Source organism: Photorhabdus sp. RM323S, from assembly GCF_042879375.1.
Lineage (GTDB): Bacteria > Pseudomonadota > Gammaproteobacteria > Enterobacterales > Enterobacteriaceae > Photorhabdus > Photorhabdus tasmaniensis.
The window spans coordinates 1-26,712 of record NZ_JBHFKZ010000011.1 but is presented as its reverse complement, the minus strand read 5'-3'; the positions used below and the strand labels follow the sequence as shown (position 1 = coordinate 26,712).

Annotated in this window: 22 protein-coding genes; 13 read left to right on the top strand and 9 right to left on the bottom strand. The window is 42.2% G+C overall.

The features are described from left to right. Positions 1 to 47: 47 nt before the first annotated feature. The 5 genes from lon to bolA form a co-directional block, all read right to left on the bottom strand. Positions 48 to 2,402: an endopeptidase La gene (gene lon / locus ACGF7G_RS07435; protein WP_133816028.1), complete on the bottom strand. Its 2,355-nt coding sequence runs from the start codon at positions 2,400 to 2,402 to the stop codon at positions 48 to 50. A 209-nt stretch (positions 2,403 to 2,611) separates the two neighbouring features. After that, positions 2,612 to 3,883 carry an ATP-dependent protease ATP-binding subunit ClpX gene (gene clpX, locus ACGF7G_RS07430; RefSeq protein ID WP_133816027.1) on the bottom strand — a complete coding sequence of 424 codons (1,272 nt, stop codon included), beginning with the start codon at positions 3,881 to 3,883 and terminating at the stop codon, positions 2,612 to 2,614. A 138-nt stretch (positions 3,884 to 4,021) separates the two neighbouring features. Next, positions 4,022 to 4,645: an ATP-dependent Clp endopeptidase proteolytic subunit ClpP gene (clpP, locus tag ACGF7G_RS07425; RefSeq protein WP_133816026.1), complete on the bottom strand. Its 624-nt coding sequence runs from the start codon at positions 4,643 to 4,645 to the stop codon at positions 4,022 to 4,024. A 273-nt stretch (positions 4,646 to 4,918) separates the two neighbouring features. After that, the gene (tig, locus tag ACGF7G_RS07420; RefSeq protein ID WP_387464505.1) at positions 4,919 to 6,223 is read right to left on the bottom strand and encodes a trigger factor; all 1,305 of its coding nucleotides are present in this window, start codon (positions 6,221 to 6,223) and stop codon (positions 4,919 to 4,921) included. Between the two features lie 376 nt (positions 6,224 to 6,599). Beyond that, on the bottom strand, positions 6,600 to 6,911 hold the full coding sequence (bolA, locus tag ACGF7G_RS07415) for a transcriptional regulator BolA (RefSeq protein WP_046973837.1): 312 nt from the start codon (positions 6,909 to 6,911) through the stop codon (positions 6,600 to 6,602). Between the two features lie 246 nt (positions 6,912 to 7,157). Between bolA and ACGF7G_RS07410 the strand changes: the two genes are divergently transcribed. From ACGF7G_RS07410 to ACGF7G_RS07370, 9 genes are all read left to right on the top strand, one after another. Continuing rightward, positions 7,158 to 7,736, top strand: a complete 579-nt coding sequence (locus ACGF7G_RS07410; RefSeq protein WP_387464503.1) for a lipoprotein — start codon at positions 7,158 to 7,160, stop codon at positions 7,734 to 7,736. A gap of 52 nt (positions 7,737 to 7,788) precedes the next feature. Continuing rightward, positions 7,789 to 9,267: a muropeptide MFS transporter AmpG gene (gene ampG, locus ACGF7G_RS07405; RefSeq protein ID WP_387464502.1), complete on the top strand. Its 1,479-nt coding sequence runs from the start codon at positions 7,789 to 7,791 to the stop codon at positions 9,265 to 9,267. 241 nt (positions 9,268 to 9,508) lie between these two features. Further along, positions 9,509 to 10,270: an outer membrane protein OmpK gene (locus ACGF7G_RS07400; RefSeq protein WP_387464500.1), complete on the top strand. Its 762-nt coding sequence runs from the start codon at positions 9,509 to 9,511 to the stop codon at positions 10,268 to 10,270. 364 nt (positions 10,271 to 10,634) lie between these two features. Next, a complete protein-coding gene (gene cyoA, locus ACGF7G_RS07395) occupies positions 10,635 to 11,561 on the top strand; it encodes a cytochrome o ubiquinol oxidase subunit II (protein ID WP_133816021.1) in 927 nt (308 codons plus the stop codon). A 4-nt stretch (positions 11,562 to 11,565) separates the two neighbouring features. Then, a complete protein-coding gene (cyoB, locus tag ACGF7G_RS07390; RefSeq protein WP_387464499.1) occupies positions 11,566 to 13,557 on the top strand; it encodes a cytochrome o ubiquinol oxidase subunit I in 1,992 nt (663 codons plus the stop codon). Further along, positions 13,547 to 14,161 (top strand): cytochrome o ubiquinol oxidase subunit III, encoded by a 615-nt coding sequence (locus ACGF7G_RS07385; protein WP_036842423.1) that lies wholly within the window; start codon positions 13,547 to 13,549, stop codon positions 14,159 to 14,161. Before cyoB ends, ACGF7G_RS07385 begins: the two co-directional genes overlap by 11 nt. After that, positions 14,161 to 14,493, top strand: a complete 333-nt coding sequence (locus tag ACGF7G_RS07380) for a cytochrome o ubiquinol oxidase subunit IV (protein ID WP_387464497.1) — start codon at positions 14,161 to 14,163, stop codon at positions 14,491 to 14,493. The genes ACGF7G_RS07385 and ACGF7G_RS07380 overlap by 1 nt, the downstream gene beginning before the upstream one ends. Before the next feature lie 13 nt (positions 14,494 to 14,506). Continuing rightward, positions 14,507 to 15,391, top strand: coding sequence for a heme o synthase (gene cyoE / locus ACGF7G_RS07375; RefSeq protein ID WP_166295845.1), 885 nt, complete (start codon positions 14,507 to 14,509; stop codon positions 15,389 to 15,391). Between the two features lie 154 nt (positions 15,392 to 15,545). Beyond that, complete coding sequence (locus ACGF7G_RS07370) at positions 15,546 to 16,904, top strand: MFS transporter (RefSeq protein ID WP_387464494.1); 1,359 nt, start codon at positions 15,546 to 15,548, stop codon at positions 16,902 to 16,904. A gap of 152 nt (positions 16,905 to 17,056) precedes the next feature. On the opposite strand, the gene ACGF7G_RS07365 is transcribed toward ACGF7G_RS07370, so the two are convergent. Continuing rightward, positions 17,057 to 17,548 (bottom strand): YajQ family cyclic di-GMP-binding protein, encoded by a 492-nt coding sequence (locus ACGF7G_RS07365; RefSeq protein ID WP_387464492.1) that lies wholly within the window; start codon positions 17,546 to 17,548, stop codon positions 17,057 to 17,059. A gap of 134 nt (positions 17,549 to 17,682) precedes the next feature. Here ACGF7G_RS07365 and panE point away from each other — a divergent pair, with 134 nt between their 5' ends. Next, a complete protein-coding gene (gene panE, locus ACGF7G_RS07360; protein ID WP_387464490.1) occupies positions 17,683 to 18,597 on the top strand; it encodes a 2-dehydropantoate 2-reductase in 915 nt (304 codons plus the stop codon). A gap of 74 nt (positions 18,598 to 18,671) precedes the next feature. On the opposite strand, the gene thiI is transcribed toward panE, so the two are convergent. Further along, positions 18,672 to 20,120 (bottom strand): tRNA uracil 4-sulfurtransferase ThiI, encoded by a 1,449-nt coding sequence (thiI, locus tag ACGF7G_RS07355; RefSeq protein ID WP_133816014.1) that lies wholly within the window; start codon positions 20,118 to 20,120, stop codon positions 18,672 to 18,674. Between the two features lie 196 nt (positions 20,121 to 20,316). Here thiI and xseB point away from each other — a divergent pair, with 196 nt between their 5' ends. The 3 genes from xseB to dxs all read left to right on the top strand — a co-directional run bounded on the left by xseB (position 20,317) and on the right by dxs (position 23,499). Beyond that, positions 20,317 to 20,595, top strand: coding sequence for an exodeoxyribonuclease VII small subunit (gene xseB / locus ACGF7G_RS07350; protein ID WP_387464488.1), 279 nt, complete (start codon positions 20,317 to 20,319; stop codon positions 20,593 to 20,595). 4 nt (positions 20,596 to 20,599) lie between these two features. After that, complete coding sequence (ispA, locus tag ACGF7G_RS07345) at positions 20,600 to 21,514, top strand: (2E,6E)-farnesyl diphosphate synthase (RefSeq protein WP_387464487.1); 915 nt, start codon at positions 20,600 to 20,602, stop codon at positions 21,512 to 21,514. A 119-nt stretch (positions 21,515 to 21,633) separates the two neighbouring features. After that, positions 21,634 to 23,499, top strand: a complete 1,866-nt coding sequence (gene dxs / locus ACGF7G_RS07340; RefSeq protein ID WP_387464485.1) for a 1-deoxy-D-xylulose-5-phosphate synthase — start codon at positions 21,634 to 21,636, stop codon at positions 23,497 to 23,499. A gap of 2,434 nt (positions 23,500 to 25,933) precedes the next feature. Here dxs and ACGF7G_RS07335 read toward each other — a convergent pair. Continuing rightward, on the bottom strand, positions 25,934 to 26,089 hold the full coding sequence (locus ACGF7G_RS07335; protein WP_387464483.1) for a hypothetical protein: 156 nt from the start codon (positions 26,087 to 26,089) through the stop codon (positions 25,934 to 25,936). 60 nt (positions 26,090 to 26,149) lie between these two features. Beyond that, positions 26,150 to 26,563: a hypothetical protein gene (locus ACGF7G_RS07330; RefSeq protein ID WP_387464481.1), complete on the bottom strand. Its 414-nt coding sequence runs from the start codon at positions 26,561 to 26,563 to the stop codon at positions 26,150 to 26,152. Positions 26,564 to 26,712 lie beyond the last annotated feature (149 nt).

Genomic DNA, 26,712 nt, shown 5'->3' with positions numbered 1-26,712 from the left:
CAGCCTATATTTCATCCATAGTTCTTGAGATCGTTCACTATTTTATACTATTTAACTGACACTAATTCCACACCAAACGCAGGATCTTGCAATGTTATAGCTAAAACATCTTCAATACGCTTAACCGGATGGATCTGTAGATCCGCAATGATGTTTTGAGGAATTTCTTCCAGATCACGTTTATTCTCTTCCGGAATCAAGACTGTTTTAATACCACCTCGATGCGCAGCCAATAGTTTCTCTTTCAAACCACCGATTGGCAGAACTAAACCACGCAGAGTAATTTCACCCGTCATAGCAACATCAGCCCGAACTGGATTACCGGTTAGACAGGAAACCAATGCTGTACACATAGCAATACCTGCACTTGGGCCATCTTTTGGTGTTGCGCCTTCCGGCACGTGGACATGAATATCCCGCTTTTCATAGAAATCAGAGTTGATACCCAGTTTATCAGCCCGGGCACGGACAACGGTCAATGCAGCCTGAATCGATTCCTGCATAACCTCACCTAATGAACCGGTATAGGTCAGCTTACCTTTCCCTGGAACACACGCGGTTTCAATGGTCAATAAATCACCACCAACCTCAGTCCATGCAAGTCCTGTGACTTGACCAATACGGTTTTCTGTATCTGCACGACCATAATCCACACGTTGAACACCCAGATAATCCTTCAGATTATCTGCATTGATCTCAATGTGTTTTAAGCTCTTATCCATGAGCAATGTTTTCACCGTCTTACGGCACAGTTTAGAAATTTCTCGTTCTAAACTACGCACTCCGGCTTCACGGGTGTAATAACGGATAATGCCAATAATGGCACTGTCATCAATAGTTAATTCATCTTTTTTCAGGGCATTACGCTCAATCTGCTTAGGCAGCAAATGACGTTTGGCAATATTTAGTTTTTCGTCTTCGGTGTAACCGGAAAGACGAATAATTTCCATACGATCCAGCAATGGTGCTGGAATATTCATAGAGTTGGATGTTGCAACAAACATGACATCTGACAAATCATAATCAACTTCCAGATAATGGTCGTTAAATGCCACGTTCTGTTCCGGATCCAAAACTTCCAATAAAGCAGAAGCTGGATCACCACGCATATCAGATGACATCTTGTCGATTTCATCCAACAGGAACAATGGATTTTTCACCCCAACTTTGGACATTTTCTGAATCAATTTACCCGGCATAGAGCCAATATAGGTACGGCGATGACCACGGATTTCCGCTTCATCACGAACCCCGCCCAGAGCCATACGCACATATTTCCGTCCGGTTGCTCGTGCAATAGATTGGCCTAAAGAAGTTTTACCCACACCTGGAGGCCCAACCAGACATAAAATCGGTCCTTTAATTTTACTGATCCGGCTTTGTACTGCCAGATACTCAAGGATACGCTCTTTAACGCGCTCCAAACCATAATGGTCGGTATCCAAAGTTTCTTGGGCTTTAACCAAATCTTTTTTAACTTTACTGCGGACAACCCACGGAACCTGTACCATCCAATCAATGTAGCTACGGACAACCGTCGCTTCCGCCGACATAGGAGACATCATTTTCAGCTTTTGTAATTCAGCTTCCGCTTTTTCATGGGCTTCTTTTGGCATTTTTGCCGCTTCAATTTTGCGCTTGAGAGTCTCATACTCATCAGGCGCATCATCCATTTCACCCAACTCTTTCTGAATCGCTTTCATCTGTTCATTCAGGTAGTACTCGCGCTGGCTCTTTTCCATTTGTTTCTTCACGCGATTACGGATGCGTTTTTCTACCTGTAACAGATCAATTTCTGATTCCATCATTGCCATTAGATATTCAAGGCGCTCAACAATATCAGACATTTCCAGAACAGTCTGTTTGTCACTGAGTTTCAAGGGCATATGAGCAGCGATTGTATCAGCTAATTTAGCAACATCTTCAATATTGTGCAGTGAGGTCAAAACCTCCGGCGGGATTTTTTTATTGAGCTTAATGTAACCTTCAAACTGATTAATAGCCGTTCTGATCAGAACTTCCTGCTCACGCTCATCAACGATTGGTGAATCAAGATACTCAGCCTGAGCAGAAAAATGCTCGCCATTGTCAGTCAGAGTCGTAATACGGGCACGTTTCAACCCTTCGACAAGTACTTTTACGGTGCCATCTGGCAATTTTAACATCTGTAAAATAGAAGCTACTGTACCAACGGAAAAAAGGTCATTAACCCCTGGCTCATCAGTTGAAGCTTCTTTTTGCGCAACCAACATGATCTGTTTGTCATGATCCATTGCTGCTTCCAGGCAGTGAATAGACTTTTCACGCCCTACAAACAGAGGGATCACCATATGCGGGTAAACCACGACATCGCGCAGAGGCAATACAGGGGTTTCTATGCGTTCGGAACGCTCAGGATTCATAGAGCTCTCTCTTCGTTTAGCTTTCGCCAGTTTTTAAGGAATCTCGTGAAACACGGTTATCACGAGTTTCACTTCATAGAATATAAAATATATGGGGACAGGAATTTGACATTCAATGGTATGATACTTTAATTAAAAACAAAATGAGGGCAACCCCCTCATTTTATTCAATAATATCTCGTTTAGTGAATTCCCTGTCCTGGCCTTAATTATTCACCAGAAACTTGGGCATCCGGCTTGCTGTAAATCAGTAATGGTGCAGATTGACCATTAATAACAGATTCATCTACAACAACTTTCCCAACATTGTCCATTGATGGCAGATCGTACATCGTATTCAGCAATGCGCCTTCAACAATAGAACGCAGACCACGGGCCCCTGTCTTACGAAGCACCGCTTTCTTAGCAATAGCGATCAGAGCTTCATTTCTGAACTCCAGATCGACACCCTCAAGGTTAAATAGAGCCTGATACTGCTTAGTCAGCGCATTTTTAGGCTCTTTTAGAATCTGAATCAACGCTTCTTCACTCAGTTCAGTAAGCGTAGCAACAACAGGTAACCGCCCAATAAACTCAGGGATAAGACCAAATTTGATCAGATCTTCTGGTTCAGCCTGTGCAAACAATTCGCCTTCAGTCGCCTTTTCTGACTCACCTTTGACTTTCGCACCAAAGCCAATACCAGTACTAGTATTTAGACGCTGGCTAATCACTTTATCCAGACCGGCAAACGCCCCACCACAGATAAATAAGATTTTAGAGGTATCTACCTGTAAAAACTCCTGCTGTGGATGTTTACGCCCGCCCTGAGGAGGAACCGCCGCAATTGTACCTTCAATCAATTTCAGCAGCGCTTGCTGTACACCTTCCCCTGAAACATCCCGGGTAATTGACGGGTTATCAGATTTACGTGAAATTTTGTCAATTTCGTCAATGTAAACAATACCGCGTTGAGCTTTCTGCACATCGTAGTCACATTTTTGCAGTAATTTCTGAATAATGTTTTCTACATCTTCGCCCACATATCCCGCTTCGGTCAGCGTCGTCGCATCAGCCATGGTAAAGGGAACATCAAGATAACGGGCCAGTGTTTCAGCCAACAGTGTCTTACCACTCCCTGTCGGCCCAATGAGCAGAATATTACTTTTACCTAATTCAACACCGTTATTGGTATCACCATTACGTAACCGCTTGTAGTGATTATAAACAGCAACTGCTAACACTTTTTTCGCCGTTTCCTGGCCGATAACATAATCATCCAGATGCTGACGAATTTCATGAGGAGTTGGTAATGCACTACGCTCACGATGTGGTACAAGCTCTTTAATTTCTTCGCGAATGATGTCGTTACATAAATCCACACATTCATCGCAGATATACACTGACGGGCCAGCAATCAATTTCCTCACTTCATGTTGGCTTTTCCCGCAGAAAGAGCAATACAGCAGCTTTCCTGAACCGTCTTTGCGCTTATCTGTCATCAGTCACAACCTCACTTTAATCAACTGCCACCCCAGATTCATCTGGCAAAGCAGGAAACTCTGCTATTACCCCGAACGACATAACCTTACCAAACTAGTAAGGCGAATATTTATATTATAGCTTCCGGGAATAATAAATTAATCGCGATGGGTGAAAATCTTATCAACCAACCCATACTCTACGGCTTCACTTGCTGACAAGAAACGATCACGTTCTGTATCTTTCTTGATTTCTTCAAGTGTTTTTCCCGTATGTTTTGCCATCAAATCATTCATACGCGCTTTAACTTTAAGTATTTCCTGGGCATGGATCTCAATATCTGTAGCCTGCCCTTGGAAACCACCTAATGGTTGATGGATCATGACTCGAGAATTTGGCAGACAGATACGTTTTCCTTCTGCGCCGGCAGTCAGCAAGAATGCCCCCATTGAACATGCCTGCCCCATACAAATGGTGCTAACATCCGGTTTAATAAACTGCATCGTGTCATAAATGGACATGCCCGCAGTAATCACACCACCTGGTGAATTAATATATAAGAAAATATCTTTTTCCGGATTCTCTGCCTCAAGGAACAACATTTGGGCCACAATCAGGTTTGCCATATGATCTTCAACCTGACCGGTCAGAAAAATAATACGTTCTTTTAACAGGCGTGAATAGATATCGAACGAACGTTCTCCACGTGCAGTCTGTTCAATTACCATCGGCACCAAAGCCATATGAGGCACATATTGATCCCGCTTGTCGCTATATGACATTTCCGTCTCCTAATAGAATTCATGTTGGTGCCATTCATAACCGATTCTACTTGAGATAAGCGATGATGACCATGATTCAAAAGTTAATCAATCAAAAGAGGATTACCCCTGAAAAATCTTGCAATCATATACATAATGTAGAAAAGGATCTGGGGTTAAACCCACTTTTTTCAAGAAAAATTTTGCCTTTTATTCATAAAAAAACCCGCAGATAAATCTGCGGGTTCAATTTCACAGAGATGATAAATTCGTTATCTCAAGCAAAGCCAACGCTTATGCCATTTGATTCTGATTCATTAACTCATTAAAAGTTGTTTCTTTTTCAGAAACTTTTGCTTTATCCAGAAGAACTTCAACAGCTTGTTCTTCCAGAGCAATATTACGAACATTGTTCATCAATTCCTGGTTCTTACCATAGAACTCGATCACTTCCTGAGGATCTTCATAGGCAGAAGCCATTTCCTCAATCAGTCTTTTAACACGCTCTTCGTCAGCTTTCAGTTCATTGCTACTGATAACTTCACCTAATAACAGGCCAACAACAACGCGACGTTTAGCTTGTTCTTCAAACAGTTCACGAGGCAAATCCAACGCTTGTTTTTCATTACCACCAAAACGCTGGGCAGATTGACGACGCAGAACATCAATTTCGCCATCAACAACAGCGGCCGGAACTTCGATTTCGTTAGCTTTAACTAAGCCATCGATAACCTGAGATTTAATACGGTTACGAACTGCATTTTTCAGTTCACGTTCCATATTCTTACGTACTTCTGCACGCAGGCCGTCAACTGTGCCATCAGCAATACCGAAACGTTTGATGAATTCTTCAGTCAACTCCGGCAATTCACGCTGTTCCACTTTTTTCAAAGTGATTTCAAACTTAGCGGCTTTACCTTTCAGATTTTCAGCATGATAATCTTCTGGGAAGTTCACATCAATAGTGAATTCTTCGCCAGTTTTATGACCAACAATGCTCTCTTCGAAGCCTGGGATCATACGGCCCTGGCCCATAGCCAGAACAAAGTCAGAAGCTTTACCGCCTTCAAACTCTTCACCATCAACAGAACCGTTGAAGTCAACAGTAATACGATCTTCTGCACTAACAGCTTCTTCGGTTTCTTTCCAGTCAGCCTGCTGCTTACGCAATGTTTCCAGCATTGCATCGACATCTTCGTCTTTTACTTCAACAACGGGTTTTTCAACTTCAATAGCTTCCAAGTCTTTCAGCTCAACTTCCGGATACACTTCAAATTCTACAGAATAAGTGAAATCTTCACCGTCGTTGAACTGCTCTGGCGCATAGCTTGGCGCACCCGCTGGATTGATTTTTTGTCCGATGATTGCATTAACAAAGTTACGTTGCATCAGATCACCCAGAACATCCTGAATAACAGAAGCACCATAACGTTGTTTAATGATGTTCATAGGCACTTTGCCTTTACGGAAACCATCAACACGAACTTTTTTTGCTACATTGACCAACTCACTGCTAACTGCCTTTTCAACATCGGCAGCAGGAACGGTGATTGTCACACGACGCCCAAGGCCTTGAGTGGTTTCAACAGAAACTTGCATCTTTTTACCTCAAAAAAATCATAGTGCTCGGTCAACTCCAGAGACCGTACAACCGGCAGATGTTCTATGTGCCAATCGCAACACTCTCTAAGAACCGGGGCGGTCGCATTTAAAAACCGAGAATCCCTGATGTCAGAAGCATCCCGAAACCATTCTAAAAATTAGACGCAGCATTATAGCGATGCAGACGGTGTGAGTCGAGAATTGCTAACAAAAGCCCGAGGTATTCATCAATTTCATGCAACAACGATTTTTTAGCTATCAGAATTGCGTTCAAAATATGTCACATATAAAACGCAAAAACGGCCCAAAGGCCGTTAACCAAGTACATTCTATTTTGATATCGCAATTTCAGGAGAATGTCCCAATTCAGTACTCAGGCCACATTACCACCCCGACAAGCCGGTGAAGCTAAAACAGTATCCTGCAATTCATTCCACTCTTTCTCGGTATAGGTATGTAACGCCAAAGCATGAACACCGGCGGCCAGTTCTGCCGATAATGTGCCGTAAACAGAACGATGGCGATTCAACATACGTTCACCAACAAATTTATTACTGATGATTACAACCTTAAAATGGCTTTCAGAACCTACGGGTACATTGTGACGATAACTTTCATCAATAACCTCAAGATATGATGGGTTAAATGCAGCCTGTAATTTCTCTTCTATATCCTGGTACACCATAACCATTCTCCTTATAACTACACAGCAATCGTACTGCCAACCATATTAATGATTTTAGTCTATTCTTCATGAGTTATAGCACCAGCGTATTAAAATATCTTTTAATCAAACCCCACATCAAAAGGTTTTTATACACGTTTACCTCATCTGGGATATGCCATGATCAAAGGCAGTGCTATTATTGGCGTAGTTTATGCTTATTGATAAATATTACTGGACATCCTTATCACTGATGAGAACATCAACATGTTGAAAAGAATATTACTCCCGCTTATTGCCCTTTTTCTTCTTGCTGGTTGTGCTGTTCCCAGCAATACCCTGACCATCGAACCTAAAATTACACTGCCAACAGCAGACCCAACTATGGGAGCTATTACCATCAGCATCAGTGGTGCCGACAATCGCCAATCTCAGACTCTCGCTCAAATTAACCGTAATGCAAAGCTGGAAATACTGAAACCGTCCCGTGATCTGCGTTTTCTGCTCCAAGAAATCCTGGAAAAACAGATGGCCGCCCGTGGTTATATGATTGGCTCACCAGCCAATGCTAATCTGCAAATTATTGTGAACAACCTGTATGCAGATGTTAAAGAAGGCAGCTTACGTCATAATATTTCAACAAAAGCCGATATTTCCATTATCAGTGCAGCACAAAACGGAAGTAAACAAGTTAAAAACTATCGCACCAGCTACAATGTGCAAGGCCCTCTCGGAGCAACCAATGAGAAAATTGCTGATGCGGTAAATACTGTACTATCTGAAGTCATCGCAGATATGGCTCAGGATCCTTCCGTCAGTAATTTCATCAAACAAAATGCCCGCTAATTAAGGATTAATTACTTACTCTGTCCGCCAAGGACAGAGTTTTGGGAGACTCATGCATTATCGTTATCTCACTGTTTTTACTCAACATAACTCACGTATCCTGCTTTTACTTGGCTTTGCTTCTGGTTTACCTCTCGCACTGACCGCTGGCACCTTACAAGCGTGGATGACCGTTGAAGACGTCGATCTTAAAACTATTGGCTTCTTTTCCCTTGTCGGCCAGGCATATGTTTTCAAATTTCTTTGGTCCCCTTTTATGGACCGCTTTACCCCCTCTTTCCTTGGGCGCCGCCGTGGTTGGCTACTTGTTACACAGTTATTACTGATAGCCAGTATTGCTACAATGGGTTTTCTCCAGCCATCTCAACATTTATGGTGGCTGGCTACACTGGCAGTCACCGTCGCTTTCTGTTCTGCGTCACAGGATATCGTCTTTGATGCTTATAAAGCAGATTTACTCAGTAGCGAAGAACGAGGTGCAGGTGCTGCTGTTTCGGTACTTGGTTATCGGTTGGCAATGTTAGTTTCAGGCGGGTTAGCATTATGGATCGCAGACCGCTATATAGGCTGGCAACACACATACTGGTTGATGGCTGGATTGATGCTGATTGGCGTCTATGCAACGTTAAGAGCCAGAGAACCCGAAATTAACATACCTCCACCCAAAACACTCCAGCAGGCCGCAATAGAACCATTAGCTGATTTTTTCAGTCGCAATAACGCGTGGCTGATACTGCTATTAATTGTCATGTATAAAATAGGCGATGCCTTTGCTGCCAGTCTCAGCACACCATTTCTTATCCGCGGTATTGGTTTTGATGCTGGTGAAGTCGGTATGATCAACAAAACACTGGGATTAACCGCAACTATCGTCGGTGCATTATATGGTGGTTATTTGATGCAACGATGGAGTTTATTTCGCTCACTCATGATATTTGGCATTCTTCAAGCCATCTCTAATACTGGATACTGGCTGTTGTCCATCACTGACAAAAATATCTACACTATGGGCAGCGCCATTTTTCTAGAAAATATCTGTGGTGGAATGGGAACCGTTGCATTTGTTGCCTTGCTAATGGCTTTATGTCACAAATCATTCTCCGCAACACAGTTTGCTTTATTATCTGCCTTATCAGCTGTTGGACGAGTATACGTCGGACCGATTGCTGGTTGGTTCGTGGAATTACATGGCTGGTCAAACTTCTATCTGTTTTCTATAGCAGCCTCTGTTCCAGGTTTATTCCTATTATTTATCTGCCGCCAGACGCTGGCTTACACCCAACGAACTAACGATTTTATGCCACGTACTGAGTTCAACAATTTCTATCGTCTGGCTCTTGGCTTACTATCATTAGCAAGCCTCCTTTTTATACTTTGGTTATTTACCATAATCACCAATGCTCTCAACTGGGCTAATGTACCTGATCTGGCCGAACAATTGCTATTATGGGGAGCACAGATCGGTATCGCCGGCATCATTCTGGGTAGTTTTCTGGATTATCTCGCATTAAGAAGGAACAAATTGGCTTAATAAAGTGAAAATATTAAATTAATTTATTAAAGGTTGACTACGGTCAGCCTTTTTATACCCAGCTAAAAACTAAGTGACAACGATCACATTTCAGATAGCCATTTATCTAAAAATGCTATTTTTGAGTAATTATTGGATTGTTCAATATTCATATCCGCGTAAAATCAAGCTACCCTTTTAAGGCTTACTATAATAGCTTTAAAATTAAAAACCTCTTTTCATGGATGCGTTAGAGAAATTTATGAGAAAAACCATTCTAGCTACTGCCTTATTTACCACGGTCTCAGTTCCAGCTTATGCTGAATATCAATGGGGCTTTGCTAATATCAGCATGAACTACCTTGACTGGACCAGCCACACCACACACAAATCAGGGCAAACCTCTCATAAAGACGATTTTGCCTATGTGGAACTGGAAGGTGGAACCGGATTTGACTGGGGTGAATTATATGGGTTCTTTGATCTGGAAAATGCGTTCAACAGTAAACATGCTCAACCAGGGGATAACCAAAGATACACCTTTAAAACAACCGGACGCTTCTATCTGGCTGATACTGGTTTCAATCTCTATGGCCATGTTTACGGTACTTACTCCCTTCCAGGTAAAGCACATGGCGGGAATTTCCATGAGGTAAATACCCTGTATGGCATTGGCTACAACACTGATATTGCCGGTGTCTGGCTAAAACCGTTCGTTGCATTACATTATGTTGATCAAACTTTCTACTCTGGTAATAACGGCTATGTTGTCGGCTGGGTGGCTGGTTATGATTTTCAGCTCTGGCAGGAAAAATTCAGTATAACCAACTGGAATGAAATAGAACTTAACCGGAATGAACGCTACGGCAATGGCGGGCGGGACGGTATTAATGGCGCAGTAGCGCTGTGGTGGACACCTCACCCATCTTTCACCACCGGCGTTCAATATCGATATGCCGATCATAAATTAGGTGAAGATTTCTGGCAGGATGGGATTGTCTACACCATCAAATATAATTTCTAATTATTGATGTTAACTGTGAGCTACTACTTCTGGTGGCCCACAGTTAATTTTATTCTTAAATAAAATTGTCGTTGTGGAAATCTTTAAAGTAAATTTTTATATTTTTCCTTCCACAGAAAATATAGGAATATTTTAATATAAATTAATATTTCCATTACATTTCAATCACACATCGTTAAGCTTAAATAACCTTTTCAAGCTAACTCTTGCCGTGTCTTCCATTTACATGTGATCCCACTAACATAAAGGGTCAACAACCTCTCAACTAACTATTACAAATGTTTACACTCCTGTGACCTTACCGTAGAATGCCCACACTGATGAAACGACAATAGAGCTTTTGTTATTTGGGGTCGTTAGACTTATGAAATACAATAAAAGTATTGGGATATTGTCATTACTGGCAGCCACTCTTATGTTGAATGGTTGTGATATGGTATTGATGAATCCTAAAGGCGCTATCGGCGCTGAACAAAAAACGCTAATACTCACAGCTATTGGCCTGATGCTTATCATTGTTATTCCGGTAATCATCATGGCATTTACCTTTGCCGTGCGTTACCGCGAAGCCAACAAAAACGCTACCTATCGCCCTAACTGGGCACACTCAAATAAAATTGAGCTGGTAGTGTGGACTGTTCCTATCATTATCATTATCATTTTGGCAACTATTACTTGGAAAACAACCCACGAGCTTGATCCCTATAAGCCACTGGTCAGCGACGAAAAACCAGTGACAATTGAAGTAATCTCTCTGGACTGGAAATGGCTGTTCGTTTACCCGGAGCAAGGTATCGCTACCGTTAACGAAATTGCTTTCCCTACTGGTGTTCCTGTTAACTTCAAAATCACCTCTGATTCAGTGATGAACTCATTCTTCATCCCTCAGTTAGGTGGTCAAATCTACGCGATGGCGGGTATGCAGACTAAACTTCACTTAATTGCCAATGAACCTGGCACTTATAAAGGTTTATCCAGTAGTTATAGCGGGCACGGCTTCTCTGGCATGAAATTTACTGCCACAGCTACCCCAGATCGTGAAGGTTTTGAACAATGGGTCCAAAAAGTGAAAGCCTCTCCCAAAACCCTGGATACCATGCAGGCATTTGATGAGTTAGCCAAACAAAGCCAGAACCATCCGGTTGAATACTTCTCAAGCGTTAAGCCTAACCTGTATCAAGACATTATTGCCAAATTTATGGGCGACATGAATATGCATGGCGACCACGGTACAACGACAGGTCATAACATGAATATGAGCAAAATTGCTCATGCCGGAGTTGAGGAATAAAGTAATGTTGGGAAAATTAACACTTGATGCAATCCCATTACATGAGCCCATTATCATGGTCACTCTTGCAGGGATTCTCTTCGGAGGGCTCGCCGTTGTCGGAGCCCTAACCTATTTCCGTAAATGGAAATGGCTGTGGAGCGAGTGGTTAACCAGCGTTGACCACAAAAAAATCGGTATTATGTACATCGTCGTGGCACTGGTCATGATGCTCCGTGGCTTTGCCGATGCCATCATGATGCGTGGTCAGCAGGCTGTCGCTTCCGCTGGTGAAGCAGGTTTCCTGCCGCCACATCACTATGACCAGATCTTTACCGCCCACGGCGTCATCATGATTTTCTTCATGGCAACACCTTTCGTTGTCGGCCTGATGAACATCGTGGTTCCACTACAGATCGGTGCCCGTGACGTTGCGTTTCCATTCCTGAACTCACTGAGTTTCTGGTTCTTCGTCGTTGGTGTCGCACTGATTAACATCTCTCTGGGTGTGGGTGAATTCGCTCAAACTGGCTGGTTAGCCTACCCTCCACTCTCAGGCATAGAGTATAACCCTGGCGTTGGGGTCGATTACTGGATATGGAGTCTCCAGATATCCGGTATCGGTACGTTGCTAACAGGCGTTAACTTCTTTGCCACGATCCTGCGTATGCGTGCCCCCGGCATGTCTATGATGAAAATGCCTGTATTCTCATGGGCAGCATTGTGTACTAACGTACTGATCATCGCAGCATTCCCGATTCTGACTGTGACCATTGCCTTGCTGACTTTAGACCGCTACATGGGCACCCATTTCTTCACTAATGATATGGGCGGCAACATGATGATGTATATCAATCTGATATGGGCCTGGGGTCACCCTGAGGTTTATATTCTGGTATTGCCGGTCTTTGGTGTCTTCTCTGAAGTTACAGCAACGTTCTCGAAAAAACGACTGTTTGGCTATACTTCCCTGGTATGGGCAACCATTGCCATCACCGTGTTGTCGTTTATCGTATGGCTGCACCACTTCTTTACAATGGGCTCCGGCGCGAACGTTAACGCCTTCTTCGGCATAGCCACCATGATTATCTCAATTCCGACTGGGGTTAAGATCTTCAACTGGCTGTTCACGATGTATCAGGGCCGTATTGAGTATAAAACACCGATGTTGTGGACTGTCGGCTTCATCGTCACCTTCTCGATCGGTGGTATGACTGGGGTTCTGCTGGCGGTTCCAGGTGCAAACTTCGTTCTACATAACAGTTTGTTCCTGATCGCACACTTCCATAACGTCATCATCGGCGGTGTTGTCTTCGGTTGTTTCGCTGGTACCGCTTACTGGTTCCCGAAAGCATTTGGCTTCACACTAAATGAAAAATGGGGTGTCCGCGCATTCTGGCTCTGGCTCATCGGCTTCTTCATTGCCTTTATGCCAGTTTATGCCCTCGGCTTCATGGGGATGACCCGTCGTATCAGCCAGGATATCAACCCTGAATTCCATACTTTGCTGGTTGTCTCCGCAATCGGTGTTGCACTGATTGCCGTTGGTATCCTGTGCCAGGTCATTCAATTCTACGTCAGTATCCGTGACCGTGACCAAAACCGTGACCTGACGGGTGACCCTTGGGGCGGTCGTACCCTTGAGTGGGCAACATCTTCTCCACCACCATTCTATAACTTTGCTGATGTTCCACATGTTCAAACCCGTGATGCATGGTGGGATATGAAAGAAAAAGGCACAGCTTATAAACGTCCTGCTCAATATGAAGAAATTCATATGCCTAAAAATGCCGGTGCCGGGGTGATTATTGCTGGCTTTAGCTTGGTATTTGGTTTCGCTATGATCTGGCATATCTGGTGGATGGCTATCGCAGGCTTCGCTGGCATGATTATCACTTGGATCGCAAAAAGCTTTGATGACGATGTTGATTACTACGTACCCGTTGCTGAAGTTGAGCAAATTGAAAATCAACACCATGAACAAATTAGCAAGGCAGGTCTGAACCATGTCAACTGAAACTATGACTAACCACAATCATGCCCATGAGGATCATGGGCACCACGATGCGGGAGCCACTAAGGTATTTGGTTTCTGGATCTACTTGATGAGTGACTGTATTTTATTCGCATGTCTGTTTGCAACTTATGCAGTGCTGGTTAACGGAACCGCAGGTGGCCCATCGGGTAAAGAAATTTTCGGCCTCTCTTTTGTACTGGTTGAAACTTTCCTGCTGTTATTCAGTAGTATCACTTATGGCTTTGCCATGCTGGGCATGAATAAAGGCAAAATCGGCCAGGTTAACGCCTGGCTCGGTATGACTTTCCTGTTCGGCCTTGGCTTCGTGGCCATGGAACTGTATGAATTCCATCATCTGATTGCAGAAGGCTACGGACCTGACCGCAGTGCGTTCCTGTCTGGATTCTTCGCACTGGTCGCCACTCATGGTATCCACGTTACCTGTGGTCTGGTCTGGATTATCATCATGATGATTCAGGTAACACGCCGCGGCTTAACCGATGTTAATAAAACCCGTCTGAACTGCCTGAGCTTATTCTGGCACTTCCTTGATGTGGTGTGGATCTGTGTGTTTACCGTTGTTTATCTGTTAGGAGCTATGTAATGAGTCATTCAAATACAGCTCATACTGGAGCTAGCCACGGTAGCCTGAAGTCTTATATTATCGGCTTTTTTCTTTCAGTCATCCTGACAGTGATTCCGTTCTGGATAGTAATGGATGGTTCCGCCTCCCATACCACTATCCTGACAACGGTAGTCGGTCTGGCTGTTGTGCAGATTCTTGTTCATTTTATCTACTTCCTGCACATGAACACCTCGTCAGAAGAGCGCTGGAACTTAGTCGCCTTGCTGTTCACTATTTTGATTATCGGTATTGTTGTTGTTGGCTCGCTATGGATCATGTACAACCTCAACATTAATATGATGGTTGATTAAAGAGCTGCATATTATGATTAAGCAATACCTGCAAGTAACTAAACCAGGAATTATTTTCGGCAATTTAATTTCTGTGATCGGTGGTTTTCTACTCGCCTCGAAAGGGGTGATTGATTACCCTTTGTTCATCTCGACTCTGTTCGGCGTCTCATTAGTCGTGGCTTCTGGTTGTGTATTTAACAACTACATTGACCGTGACATCGATCGGATCATGGAAAGAACAAAAAACCGCGTCCTTGTAAAAGGGCTTATTGATCCGAAAATCAGCCTGATTTATGCATCAATACTGGGTATTGCTGGCATGGTGCTGCTCTATGTAGCAGCCAATGCCTTAGCAATGCAATTAGCGATTATCGGTTTTGTCGTATATGTAGGGGTTTACAGCCTCTACATGAAAAGGAAATCTGTCTATGGCACGTTGATCGGCAGTTTGTCCGGCGCTGCACCTCCGGTTATCGGTTATTGTGCAGTGACTGGTCAGTTTGACACAGGCGCGTTGATCCTGTTACTGATTTTCAGCCTGTGGCAAATGCCGCACTCCTATGCCATTGCTATTTTCCGTTTCAAGGATTATCAGGCAGCGAACATCCCTGTACTCCCCGTGATTAAAGGCATATCTGTGGCGAAAAACCATATTATCCTTTATATCCTGGCATTTATGATTGCAACCCTCATGTTGGCAATCAGCGGTTACGCTGGTTACAAATATCTGATTGTTGCAGCAGCAGTCAGCATCTGGTGGCTGGGAATGGCATTATCCGGTTATAAAACGGCTAATGACCGCGTTTGGGCCCGTAAGTTATTTGTCTTTTCCATTGTGGCAATCACCTCCCTGAGCGTCATGATGTCTGTTGACCCAAATGTGTCCTCAGGAACCTTTCTAACTTACGTCCGATAATTCTCCCTGATGGCCGTGGCATACGCCTCTGCCATCAGTTTCCTCTTTATATCCTCCCCCTCCCCTTATACTTCAATATTATTAATTCAATTAACTATTTACCGCTTATCAAAAACCTATCTACAATGGCACATCTAAATATTTCGAGGTAACCATGAACGATAATAAAATGACGCCACTTGAGCTTCGGGCGACATGGGGTTTAGGCTCAGTTTTTTCTTTGCGTATGCTAGGCATGTTCATGGTCCTTCCTGTCTTAACAACCTATGGTCTTGATCTAAAAGGTTCTACCGAAGCACTTATTGGCATTGCTATTGGCATTTATGGTTTAACTCAAGCAATTTTCCAAATCCCTTTTGGTCTGCTTTCTGACAAAATTGGCCGTAAGCCCTTAATTGTTGGTGGGCTATTGCTCTTCGTTCTTGGTAGTATCACGGCAGCTCTCAGTGATTCTATCTGGGGCATAATCGTTGGGCGAGCGCTCCAAGGCACTGGGGCTATATCCGCCGCAATTATGGCTCTGCTTTCTGATTTGACTCGCGAACAAAACCGAACTAAGGCAATGGCATTTATTGGCATTAGCTTTGGAGTCACTTTCGCCATAGCAATTGTACTTGGCCCAATTCTTACTCATGCCATTGGCTTAAATGGCCTGTTTTGGGGTATTACCGTTCTAGCTGGTTGTGGCATTCTGATAACATTATTTGCTGTTCCTTCCACAGATAAACACGTTCTTAACCGTGAATCAGATATTGTTCGTCACAGTTTCCGTAAAGTTTTAGCTGATAGCCAGCTGCTAAAACTTAACTTTGGCATTCTCAGTTTGCACGCTTTGCTAATGGCAAGCTTTGTCGCCCTGCCTCTGGTTATGCAACAAGCGGGATTCCCAGCCCAACAGCATTGGAAAGTTTATCTGATCACCATACTGATTTCATTCTTATCTGTCTTGCCTTTCATTATCTACGCAGAAAAAAAGCGCCGCATGAAACAAGTGTTTCTGTTGTGTATCACTCTGCTATTTATCGCTGAAATTGTATTGTGGTCAGCGGGACACCATTTGTGGACAATCTTTGTTGGCATACAAATTTTCTTTATTGCTTTCAATATAATGGAAGCTATCCTGCCATCACTGATCAGCAAAGAAGCGCCGGCGGGTTATAAAGGTACAGCAATGGGAATTTACTCCACCAGCCAGTTTTTAGGTGTAGCTTTGGGTGGTAGCCTTGGTGGCTGGTTATATGAATTAAAGGGAGCATCGCTGGTATTTATGGCAGGTATCGCTCTGACAATTATTTGGTTTATTATCAGCACGACAATGAAACAGCCCCCTTATGTCAGCAGTATCAGAATTTCGCTGCCAGAAAATATAGTCAATAAGACATTGCTGGAACAAAAAATTCTTGTTCAACCAGGTGTTCGCGAAGTTGTTATTGTGCCGGAAGAGTATAGCGCTTACATAAAAGTAGATATTAAGCAGACGAGCAGAGCACAACTTGAGCAATTGATAGCATAACTTACAGCGGCTTTCGCTAACAAAACCCCCTCATTCCGGTTAGATATTGAAGGGAAATTGGGGATGGAATTCCCGCTCAGGAATATCCCACCCCACATTAAGCCCGATATGTTAATACATTAAGCGACGCTAGTTAGCCAATACGAGAAAAATCAATCCCGGAAATTAGTAAACTGGAATGGCTGTCCTAATTCTGCTCCACGAACCAATGCCATAACACTCTGCAAATCATCACGCGCTTTACCGGTTACCCGCACCTGCTCACCCTGAATCTGAGCCTGCACTTTCAATTTACTATCCTTAATCAGCTTCACGATCTTTTTCGCTGTAGGGGTATCAATCCCCTGTTTCAGAGTCGCTTCAACGCTATAAGTTTTACCACTGTGCAACATATCATCAGGGACATTTAGTGCAGCTCCATCAATACCACGTTTAGCCAGTTTTTCACGTATAATATCAACCAACTGATTTACCTGAAAATCTGACTCACTGGCAATCTTGATAGATTCACTTTTTTCATTTAATTCAAAACTGGCGCTGACATTACGGAAATCCCAGCGTGTAGCAAGCTCACGCTGTGCGTTTTCTACCGCATTGCGAACTTCATGTATATCAATTTCTGAGACAATATCGAAAGATGGCATTATCCGTGACCTCCTGATAATCAATAAGTTGGCATGATAACCGCTTTCCATTGTCAGCAAAAGCTCTATACTCAGATTAGCGGGATCTTGCTATTTCCATTCAATATTACAACGTCTTGCAACAAGGGTATATTATGAAGATAACCGTTCTTGGCTGTGGCGCTATAGGAAAACTGTGGCTGGCAGCATTATCACAACGAAAACACCAAGTACAAGGTTGGCTAAGGATCCCCCAGCCTGATTTACCTGTTCATATTGACGAAATTAATGGAGAAGCATTTGACCAGCCGATCCCAACTAATGACAATGACCATCTTGCCAACAGCGAATTACTGATTGTCTGCCTGAAGGCCTGGCAAGTATCTGATGCGGTTAATAATCTACTCCCCAAACTTTCATCTGATTGCCCAATCTTATTACTACACAATGGCATGGGTTCCCAAGAAGAATTGTTATCTGCGCCTAATCCAATACTCCTTGGCATCACGACTCACGGCGCATATCAGAATGACCAACAGGTTTATCATACGGCTTCTGGACTAACACATATTGGCTCTGCAACATCAAATGCAACTGCACTTAGCTCTCTGGCCGATATTCTGCATCAGGCTTTACCGGACGTTGCATGGCATAATGAAATTCTCTCTATTAGTTGGCTAAAACTCGCGGCTAACTGTGTCATAAACCCACTCACTGCGATTTATGAATGCCGGAATGGCGATTTGCTTCGCTACCCGGAACAACTAAATGTTTTGTGTGAAGAAATCATTCAGGTTATGGAGCGAGAAAACATACATACTTCCATCAGTCACCTAACTGCCTATATCTACGATGTTATTGAGCGCACAGCAAAAAACTACTCTTCAATGTTGCAAGATATCCGCGCAAAACGTCACACTGAAATTGACTATATCACTGGATATCTATTGCGCCAGGCCCGTGCTCATGGCCTGCCTGCTCCTGAGAATACTCGTCTATATAACCTGATAAAATGTAAGGAAGGTGATTATGAACCATTCAGCCCTCATCTGCCTGGTTCATGGCAGTGAAAAAGTAAACAAAAGCGCCCTGCTTCAGACTCATCATTGAGGCTCCCCTGATGGGAAGCCTCTAAGTATCGTCATTAAGGCCGATAAACTTTCACATTATCAAACCCCTGCTCACACAAATAAAGCGCCTGCAAACGGCTCATCACTCCGCGTTCACAATAGAGCAGATAGGTTTTCTCTTTGGGTAAATCGCCAAACTGGCTGCTTAATTTATAAAACGGCAGTGATTTGATTTCTACGCCATTCATCTGCAATGGCCGATCATCCTGCTCATCAGGTGAACGAATATCCAGTAATACATCAGTTGGCGCGAATTCAGTGACTGTTTCAACTTCGACGACTTGCTCACTGCTTTGTTCTGCGATCTGGCGGATATCAATATTCTGAGCTTCACTGATGACTTTTTCCAGAATATCAAAATCGAAATTAGCCTCTTCCGCTTCAATTTTGGCTTTAACCGCTTTTACAGTCGGACTTTTTGAAATAACACCACAAAATTCAGGCATCGTACGGGCAAAATCTTCCGTGCCAATTTCGCGTGCCAGTTTGATAATGTGCTCTTTATCATGAGAAATCAGCGGCCTCAGAATCAAAGTGTCCGATGCATTATCAATCAAACGCAGATTGGTCAGCGTCTGGCTGGAAACCTGTCCCAACGCCTCACCGGTAACAATAGCCTGCACGCCATAGCGTTCTGCAACTTTAGATGCCGCCCTTACCATCATTCGTTTAAGCACCACCCCCATTTGGCCGTCATCAACTTTTTCTAGAATTTCAGCAACGACAGGTTCAAAATCCACGGCAACGAAACGAACTTTATGGGAGCGACCAAAGCGGTTCCAAAGATAATGAGCAACCTGCTTCACACCAATTTCATGAGCAGAACCACCAAGATTGAAGAAACAATAATGAACACGGCAGCCACGGCGCATCAACATATAGCTGGAAACACCAGAATCAAAACCACCAGAAATCAGAGACAGCACATCTTCCTGCGTTCCGATAGGAAAACCGCCAATGCCTTCATAACGGGCTTTCACCAGAATCAGTGTATCCTGCTCAATTTCCAGATTAACAGTAACATCAGGATGAGTCAGTTTTACTTTCGCAGATTCAATGTGCTGGTTTAAACCACCACCGACATAGCGCTCTACTTCATTTGAAGTAAACACATGTTTACCACGGCGTTTAACCCGTACACAAAATGTTTTGTTGTGGAGCAATTCGCCATAAGCCTCATAAGCTTGTTCAAAGATATGATGCATATCACGAAATTCACATTCTTCCACTTGCAGAATATGGTGGATACCGGGGATACGTGTCAGCGCATCACAAATTTGAGAGCCAAGGTTTTCATCTTTAGTACGAACTTCGATATTATCCCAATGGCGAACTACTGCAATATTATCCCCCAAGGCTTTGAGCACATTGCGAATATTACTGGTAAGAATTTTAATAAAGCGCAAACGGACAGTTTGGCTCTTAATCGTGATTTCTGGGAATAATTTAATAATAAACTTCATAGTGAGTTATAGTAGTCGTTAGGAGTTTTGATAAATGAAACTGACATCATGTTCTGGTAGTAAAATCAAGCTGCGGAGTATAGCACTATCTCACGACATAGCGCGCAAAAAATACAAAACCAGTTAAGGATTTGTTTGCACCAACATAATAGGATAGTCTGCAACCCTCAGGCGAACTCTAAATAGTAAAAAGATTATGCCAAAGAAAAACGCAACATCAGAAAGCCCAGACAGTACACCAGAAACCACACCAGCAATGACATTTGAAAGCTCATTAAAAGAGTTGGAGCGCATTGTCGTCCGTCTGGAATCCGGTGAACTGGCACTGGAAGAAGCCTTGAACGAGTTTGAGCGTGGTATTCAGTTAGCCCGTCAAGGGCAACAGACGTTGCAACAAGCAGAACAGCGGGTGCAAATTCTTCTTAACGATGACGCCCAATCTCCGCTAAATAACTTCTCCCCGGATACTGAGTGAGCCTATGTCTGAACAAAACCCAATTCAATTCAAAGAACAGCTTAAGACCTGTCAACAACGCGTTAATAACGTTCTGACAAACACATTATCTTCATTAGTATTTGCCAACCCACTGGTTCAGACAATGCAATATGGTGCTTTACTTGGTGGCAAACGTCTGCGTCCATTTTTAGTTTATGCCACAGGTGACATGTTCGGATTATCTGCCAATAATCTGGATGCACCAGCCGCAGCAGTCGAATGCATTCATGCTTTTTCGTTAATCCATGACGACTTACCCGCAATGGATAACGATGATTTACGCCGTGGGCAACCAACTTGCCACATCAAATTTGGTGAAGCTCACGCTATTTTGGCGGGAGATGCATTACAGTCTCTGGCATTTGAAATCTTATCTAAAAGAGAAATGCCAGATGTGACAGCAACTGATCGCCTTAAAATGCTTTCTGAGCTGGCAACAGCCAGTGGTATCGCCGGTATGTGTGGCGGTCAAGCCCTGGACTTAGAAGCTGAAGGCAAACAGATTGATCTTCATGCGTTGGAACAAATTCATCGTCACAAAACGGGGGCCCTTATCCGTTGTGCTATCAGAATGGGAGCCTATGGCGCGGGCCAGAGTGGACATGATGCCTTACCTGAATTGGATCAATACGCCCAAGCTATTGGCCTCGCTTTCCAGGTTCATGACGATATTCTTGATGTCATTGGCGATACCGAAATGATTGGGAAGCGTCGGGGCAGTGACCAACAATTAAGAAAAAGTACCTACCCGGCATTGCTGGGGTTAGAACAAGCACAGAAAAAAGCGCACGAGCTGTACCAAGAAGCGCTAGAAGCATTGAATAAACTGGAAGAAAAATCCTATAACACAACAATGCTACGTGCACTTGCCAGCTTCATCATTGAACGTAACAACTAATTGCCTATCCCAATAGGCGTTATTGTTGCATAAAATAGCCTAATGGGATGGGCTCTAAGGCCGTTGGTAAATTTATCCGCCAGCAGTTCTATTAATAAACACTTCTTAACGAGCATCAAATGAGCATTGATATAGCCAAATACCCAACATTGGCATTAGCGGAAAATCCTGAAGAACTTCGTATGTTGCCAAAAGAGAGCCTGCCGAAGTTATGTGATGAACTTCGGCAATTCCTGCTAAACAGTGTCAGTCGCTCCAGTGGTCATTTTGCCTCCGGTCTTGGTACCGTTGAGCTGACTGTGGCATTGCATTATGTCTATAAAACGCCTTTCGATAAACTAGTATGGGATGTTGGTCATCAGGCTTATCCGCACAAGATCCTGACAGGACGCCGGGATCGTATTGATACTATCCGTCAGAAAAATGGACTTCATGCCTTCCCTTGGCGGGATGAAAGTGAATACGACACCTTGTGTGTCGGGCACTCATCTACCTCTATCAGCGCTGGATTAGGTATGGCAATTGCCGCTCAACGCGAAGAAAAAGGCCGCCGCACAGTCTGTGTTATTGGTGACGGCGCTATAACAGCGGGTATGGCCTTTGAAGCGATGAACCACGCGGGGGATATCGACCCGGATATACTGGTCATTCTTAATGACAACGAAATGTCTATCTCAGAGAACGTCGGAGCGTTAAATAACCATCTGGCTCAACTTCTTTCCGGTAAGCTTTATACCACACTGCGGGAGGGTGGAAAAAAGGTCTTTTCTAACCTGCCACCCATTAAAGAATTACTGAAAAAAACCGAAGAACATATCAAAGGGATGGTCATTCCCGGCACGATGTTTGAAGAACTAGGCTTTAACTACATAGGGCCGATTGACGGGCATGATGTGCTGACGTTAACTCAGACGCTGAAAAACATGCGTGAGCTGAAAGGGCCACAACTCCTGCATATCATGACCAAAAAAGGTCGTGGCTATGCACCAGCCGAAAAAGATCCTATCAGTTGGCATGCAGTGCCTAAATTTGATCCGGCTAGCGGTACATTACCCAAGAGTTCAGACAACCGCCCAACTTTCTCCAAAATATTTGGAGACTGGCTATGTGAAGAAGCCGCTAATGATAAAAAACTGATGGCAATCACCCCGGCTATGCGTGAAGGCTCCGGTATGGTGCGATTCTCCCGCGAATATCCGGATCAATACTTTGATGTCGCTATCGCAGAGCAACATGCCGTGACTTTTGCCGCTGGTCTGGCAATTGGTGGCTACAAGCCAATTGTCGCTATCTATTCAACATTCCTGCAACGGGCTTATGACCAAGTTATTCATGATGTCGCAATCCAGAATCTGCCTGTATTGTTTGCAATAGACCGTGGCGGTATCGTTGGCGCAGATGGTCAAACACATCAAGGCGCTTTTGATCTCTCATTCCTTCGTTGCATTCCCAACATGGTGATTATGGCACCGAGTGATGAGAACGAATGCCGCCAAATGCTGCATACCGGCTATCATTACCAGCAAGGCCCGGTAGCTGTACGCTATCCACGAGGAGCAGGAACTGGCGCAGAATGCCAACCATTTGAACAGTTGCCCATGGGTAAGGGTGTTATTCGCCGTCAGGGTAAAAAGGTAGCAATTCTGAACTTTGGCACTCTGTTACCCGATGCAATAACAGCAGCAGAATCACTGGACGCGACTGTCGTTGATATGCGTTTTGTTAAGCCACTGGATAAAGAGCTGGTTCTGCAAATGGCTGGCAGCCATGATTTACTGGTCACTTTGGAAGAAAACGCGGTTATGGGCGGTGCCGGCAGTGGTGTCAATGAACTGCTGATGCAGGAAGGTCAGCTTGTGCAAATTCTGAATATCGGCCTGCCTGACCAATTTGCGCCACAAGGCAGCCAGGAAGAAATCAGAGCGGATTTAGGGCTTGATGCCGCAGGTATTCAAAATAGTATCAATAAAAGGCTATTTTCCTGAGTGTATAGGGATAATAGGATATTTATCCTATTATCCTCAGACCTGAATCAAACTAAACTGCTGGCCTTCAAACATTTTAAGTAAATTAGCAGAAAAAAGTACGAAAAAGTTCAAAAAACATTAAATAAATGAGTGTGGTATCTAATACCATTAACAGAGAATTGAAAAGAAATCAGTAGATAAAAGAACATTATCTGAATAAATGGGTATGCAAAAGCTTTCTAGCCGTTATTTTACGAAGTAAGCCATAAAGAAATAGCGCAATAAAAAATGGATAAAAAGGTTAATTCGGTAAGGTTTAAACTCTGAAAAAAGCTTGGAAAAATAACGATATGAATTGATTTTAGCGTTAAATCATATTTAAGGTATAAAAAGAGACATGGTTTAAATCAAACGGTAGAAAAACAATGCTATTAAACGGGATAAAATAGTGTAAAACAAGTTTAAACCGGTGTATTTAATGTATCGTTTTTTTGCATAAAAAATGCAGCATAATAACGATTAAAATAACCCAGTTCGTATTCGGTTAAATCATGTGTTTTCGGGTTTTGTTATTCAGGTTTTCTATGAAAGATTATTTAACTGGTTTGTGAAAAAGTTTACCCCCCGGTTGAAAACTTTATTAAATTCGATTCATTTTGGAAAATAGGTTGTGATTAACCGATTAATATTCTTATTTATCCTTTTTTACCGAGTGTATAAGCATTAATAAAGCCAATTGTTTTTCTCATTTTTGCTGATAGGTTTATGATGGGCAGGTTTTAAACCGTTATTATAAAGCCATTTTTTTAACCTCTGGGTTTAATCGGTATAATAAGGTTTTAACCGTTGTTTTTACTGCTTTTAACACTTGCTTTTTATTAAGTTTAATCATCATGGTATTTTACATTTAATCAACGTTAATCATACTCACTTTATCTTTATTGACGCTGTTTTACTGGCAATTCTGAGCCGTTTTTATAAGTCTTTTATCTTCATAAATCAATCCGTAAATAGCTTGGTGGTATAAAGACACCCCTTTATGTTTTTTCGGATAATATTATTTTTATCGCTGATTTATTTTAAGTTTTATGTTAATGATTAATGTCATTTAAAAAACTACACTTATAGTTAAATCCGTCTTTTATATAAAAGCTTTAATACATCTGTTTTCGTGCTTTTAAATGGTTATGGCAGGTTAGGTAAACGTAAAATAAGCGAAGGATAACGTCGTTGATAAATACATTAAACATGATAGGGAATAAGCGGTTTTAGTCACTCTGTACCTTTTCAAAATCTGGCATTAATGGATACCTGTTTTTTTATCCTCAGTTAACTAATCATCGAAAAAAACAGCTTACTGATTGACATCTACTTAAATGATGTTTAAATAAATCGGTAAACTCATTTAATAATGGGTATTTAAGCGTTAATAGATCACGGAAATAGCTTGGAAAAATAACGATATGAACTGATTTTAGCGTTAAATCACATTAAAGCATAAAAAGAGGCATGATTTAAATCAAACCGCAGAAAAGCAATGCGATTGGACGGGCTAAAATAGTGTAAAACAAGTTTAAACCAGCGCATTTAATGCATCGTGTTTTTGCATAAAAAAATGCAACATAATAACGTTTGAAATAATCCAGTTCGTATTCGGTTAAATCATGTGTTTTCGGGTTTTCTATGAAAGATTATTTAACTGGTTTGTGAAAAAGTTTACTCCCCCGGTTGAAAACGTTATTAAAGTCGGTTCCTTTTAGAAGGTAGATTGTCTGATTAACCGATTAATCTTTTTATTTGTCTTTTTTTACAGGGTATATAAGCATTAATAAAGCCAACTTTTTTCTTATTTTTCATTGATGGATTTATGATGGATAGGTTTTAAATTGTTATTAAAATCCATTTTTTAACCTCTGGATTCAATCGGTATAATAAGGTTTTAACCGTTGTTTTTACTGTTTTTAACACTTTCTTTTTATTAAGTTTAATCATCATGGCATTTTACATTTAATCAACGTTAATCATACTCGCTTTATCTTTATTGACGTTGTTTTACTGGCAATTCTGAGTCGTTTTTATAAGTCTTTTATATTCATAAATCAATCCGTAAATAGCTTGGTAGTATAAAGACACCTCTTTTTTTACGGAAAATATTCTTTTTCTTGCTGATTTATTTTAAGTTTTCTGTTAATGATTAATGTCATTTAAAAAACTGTACTTATAGTTAAATCCTCCTTTTAAAAATCTGGTATTAATGGATACCTGTTTTTTTATCCTCAGTTAACTAATCACCGAAAAGAAAACGCTTGCCGATCGCTAAAAAAGGGAAAACAAGTAAAAAGAGAAAATGCATCATGTTAAAAAAATGACAAATCTGTAAAGTGATTCTCATTTCGAGTATTGTAGTGATATTACTCAATGGATCCCAAATAGGATATATCCAGTCAATCAGTTATAACGACACCTGTTCTATATCGAATAGTTTTACTGCTTGAATTTTCATTGAGTTGTTGAATGTTTTCTCCGGTGTTATTGCCGCTAATTTAGCGACCAAAATACCCAAGGTTAAATGGCCTGAGTCCAGTGGAGTTCCAGACTCAGATATCATTAGTTGCTTAGTGTAACCTGTCCAACTTTATGGGTCAGTTCACAAGGGCAAGCGCTTTTTTTAACGTAACCAAAATGGTGGATCGTCTGGGCTTAAAGCATCGTATTCTTCAAGGGGGCGATCTTTATCATCTATATAATGTGGTACATCAGTTATCCCTATTTTAAGTGGCTGATAAATTCCCCAGCTACTATAAAATAACTTGGCTGATTCTATACATGTGTCAATCCCATCAAGATATTTTATAAAATACACGTCAGAGTCAGTCAAAAAATCATCTCTTATTTCTTTTACTAAAAAAGAAATTTTTTCAAGCTCATATTGCCTTATATATTTCTTATAAAGCCTATCCAATATTTTTTGACTTTCACAATCATTGACTTTGCTATATAAGAAAGTGAAAAAATTGATCATATCTGAAGGTGAATCAAGTTCCACCATAGAACTTCCCCCCATAAAGCCTACATGTTTCACATTAAATTACCTCTTAAATTGTATGTCTGTTGGTTTAATTATTCCGCCCGACTTTTGAACAACCCCTCTAATAATGGCATCTTCTTGAGCCGCAGAAACAATCTGCCCACGAACATCAATGATGACTCGTTGTTTCATCCCCGCAGGTA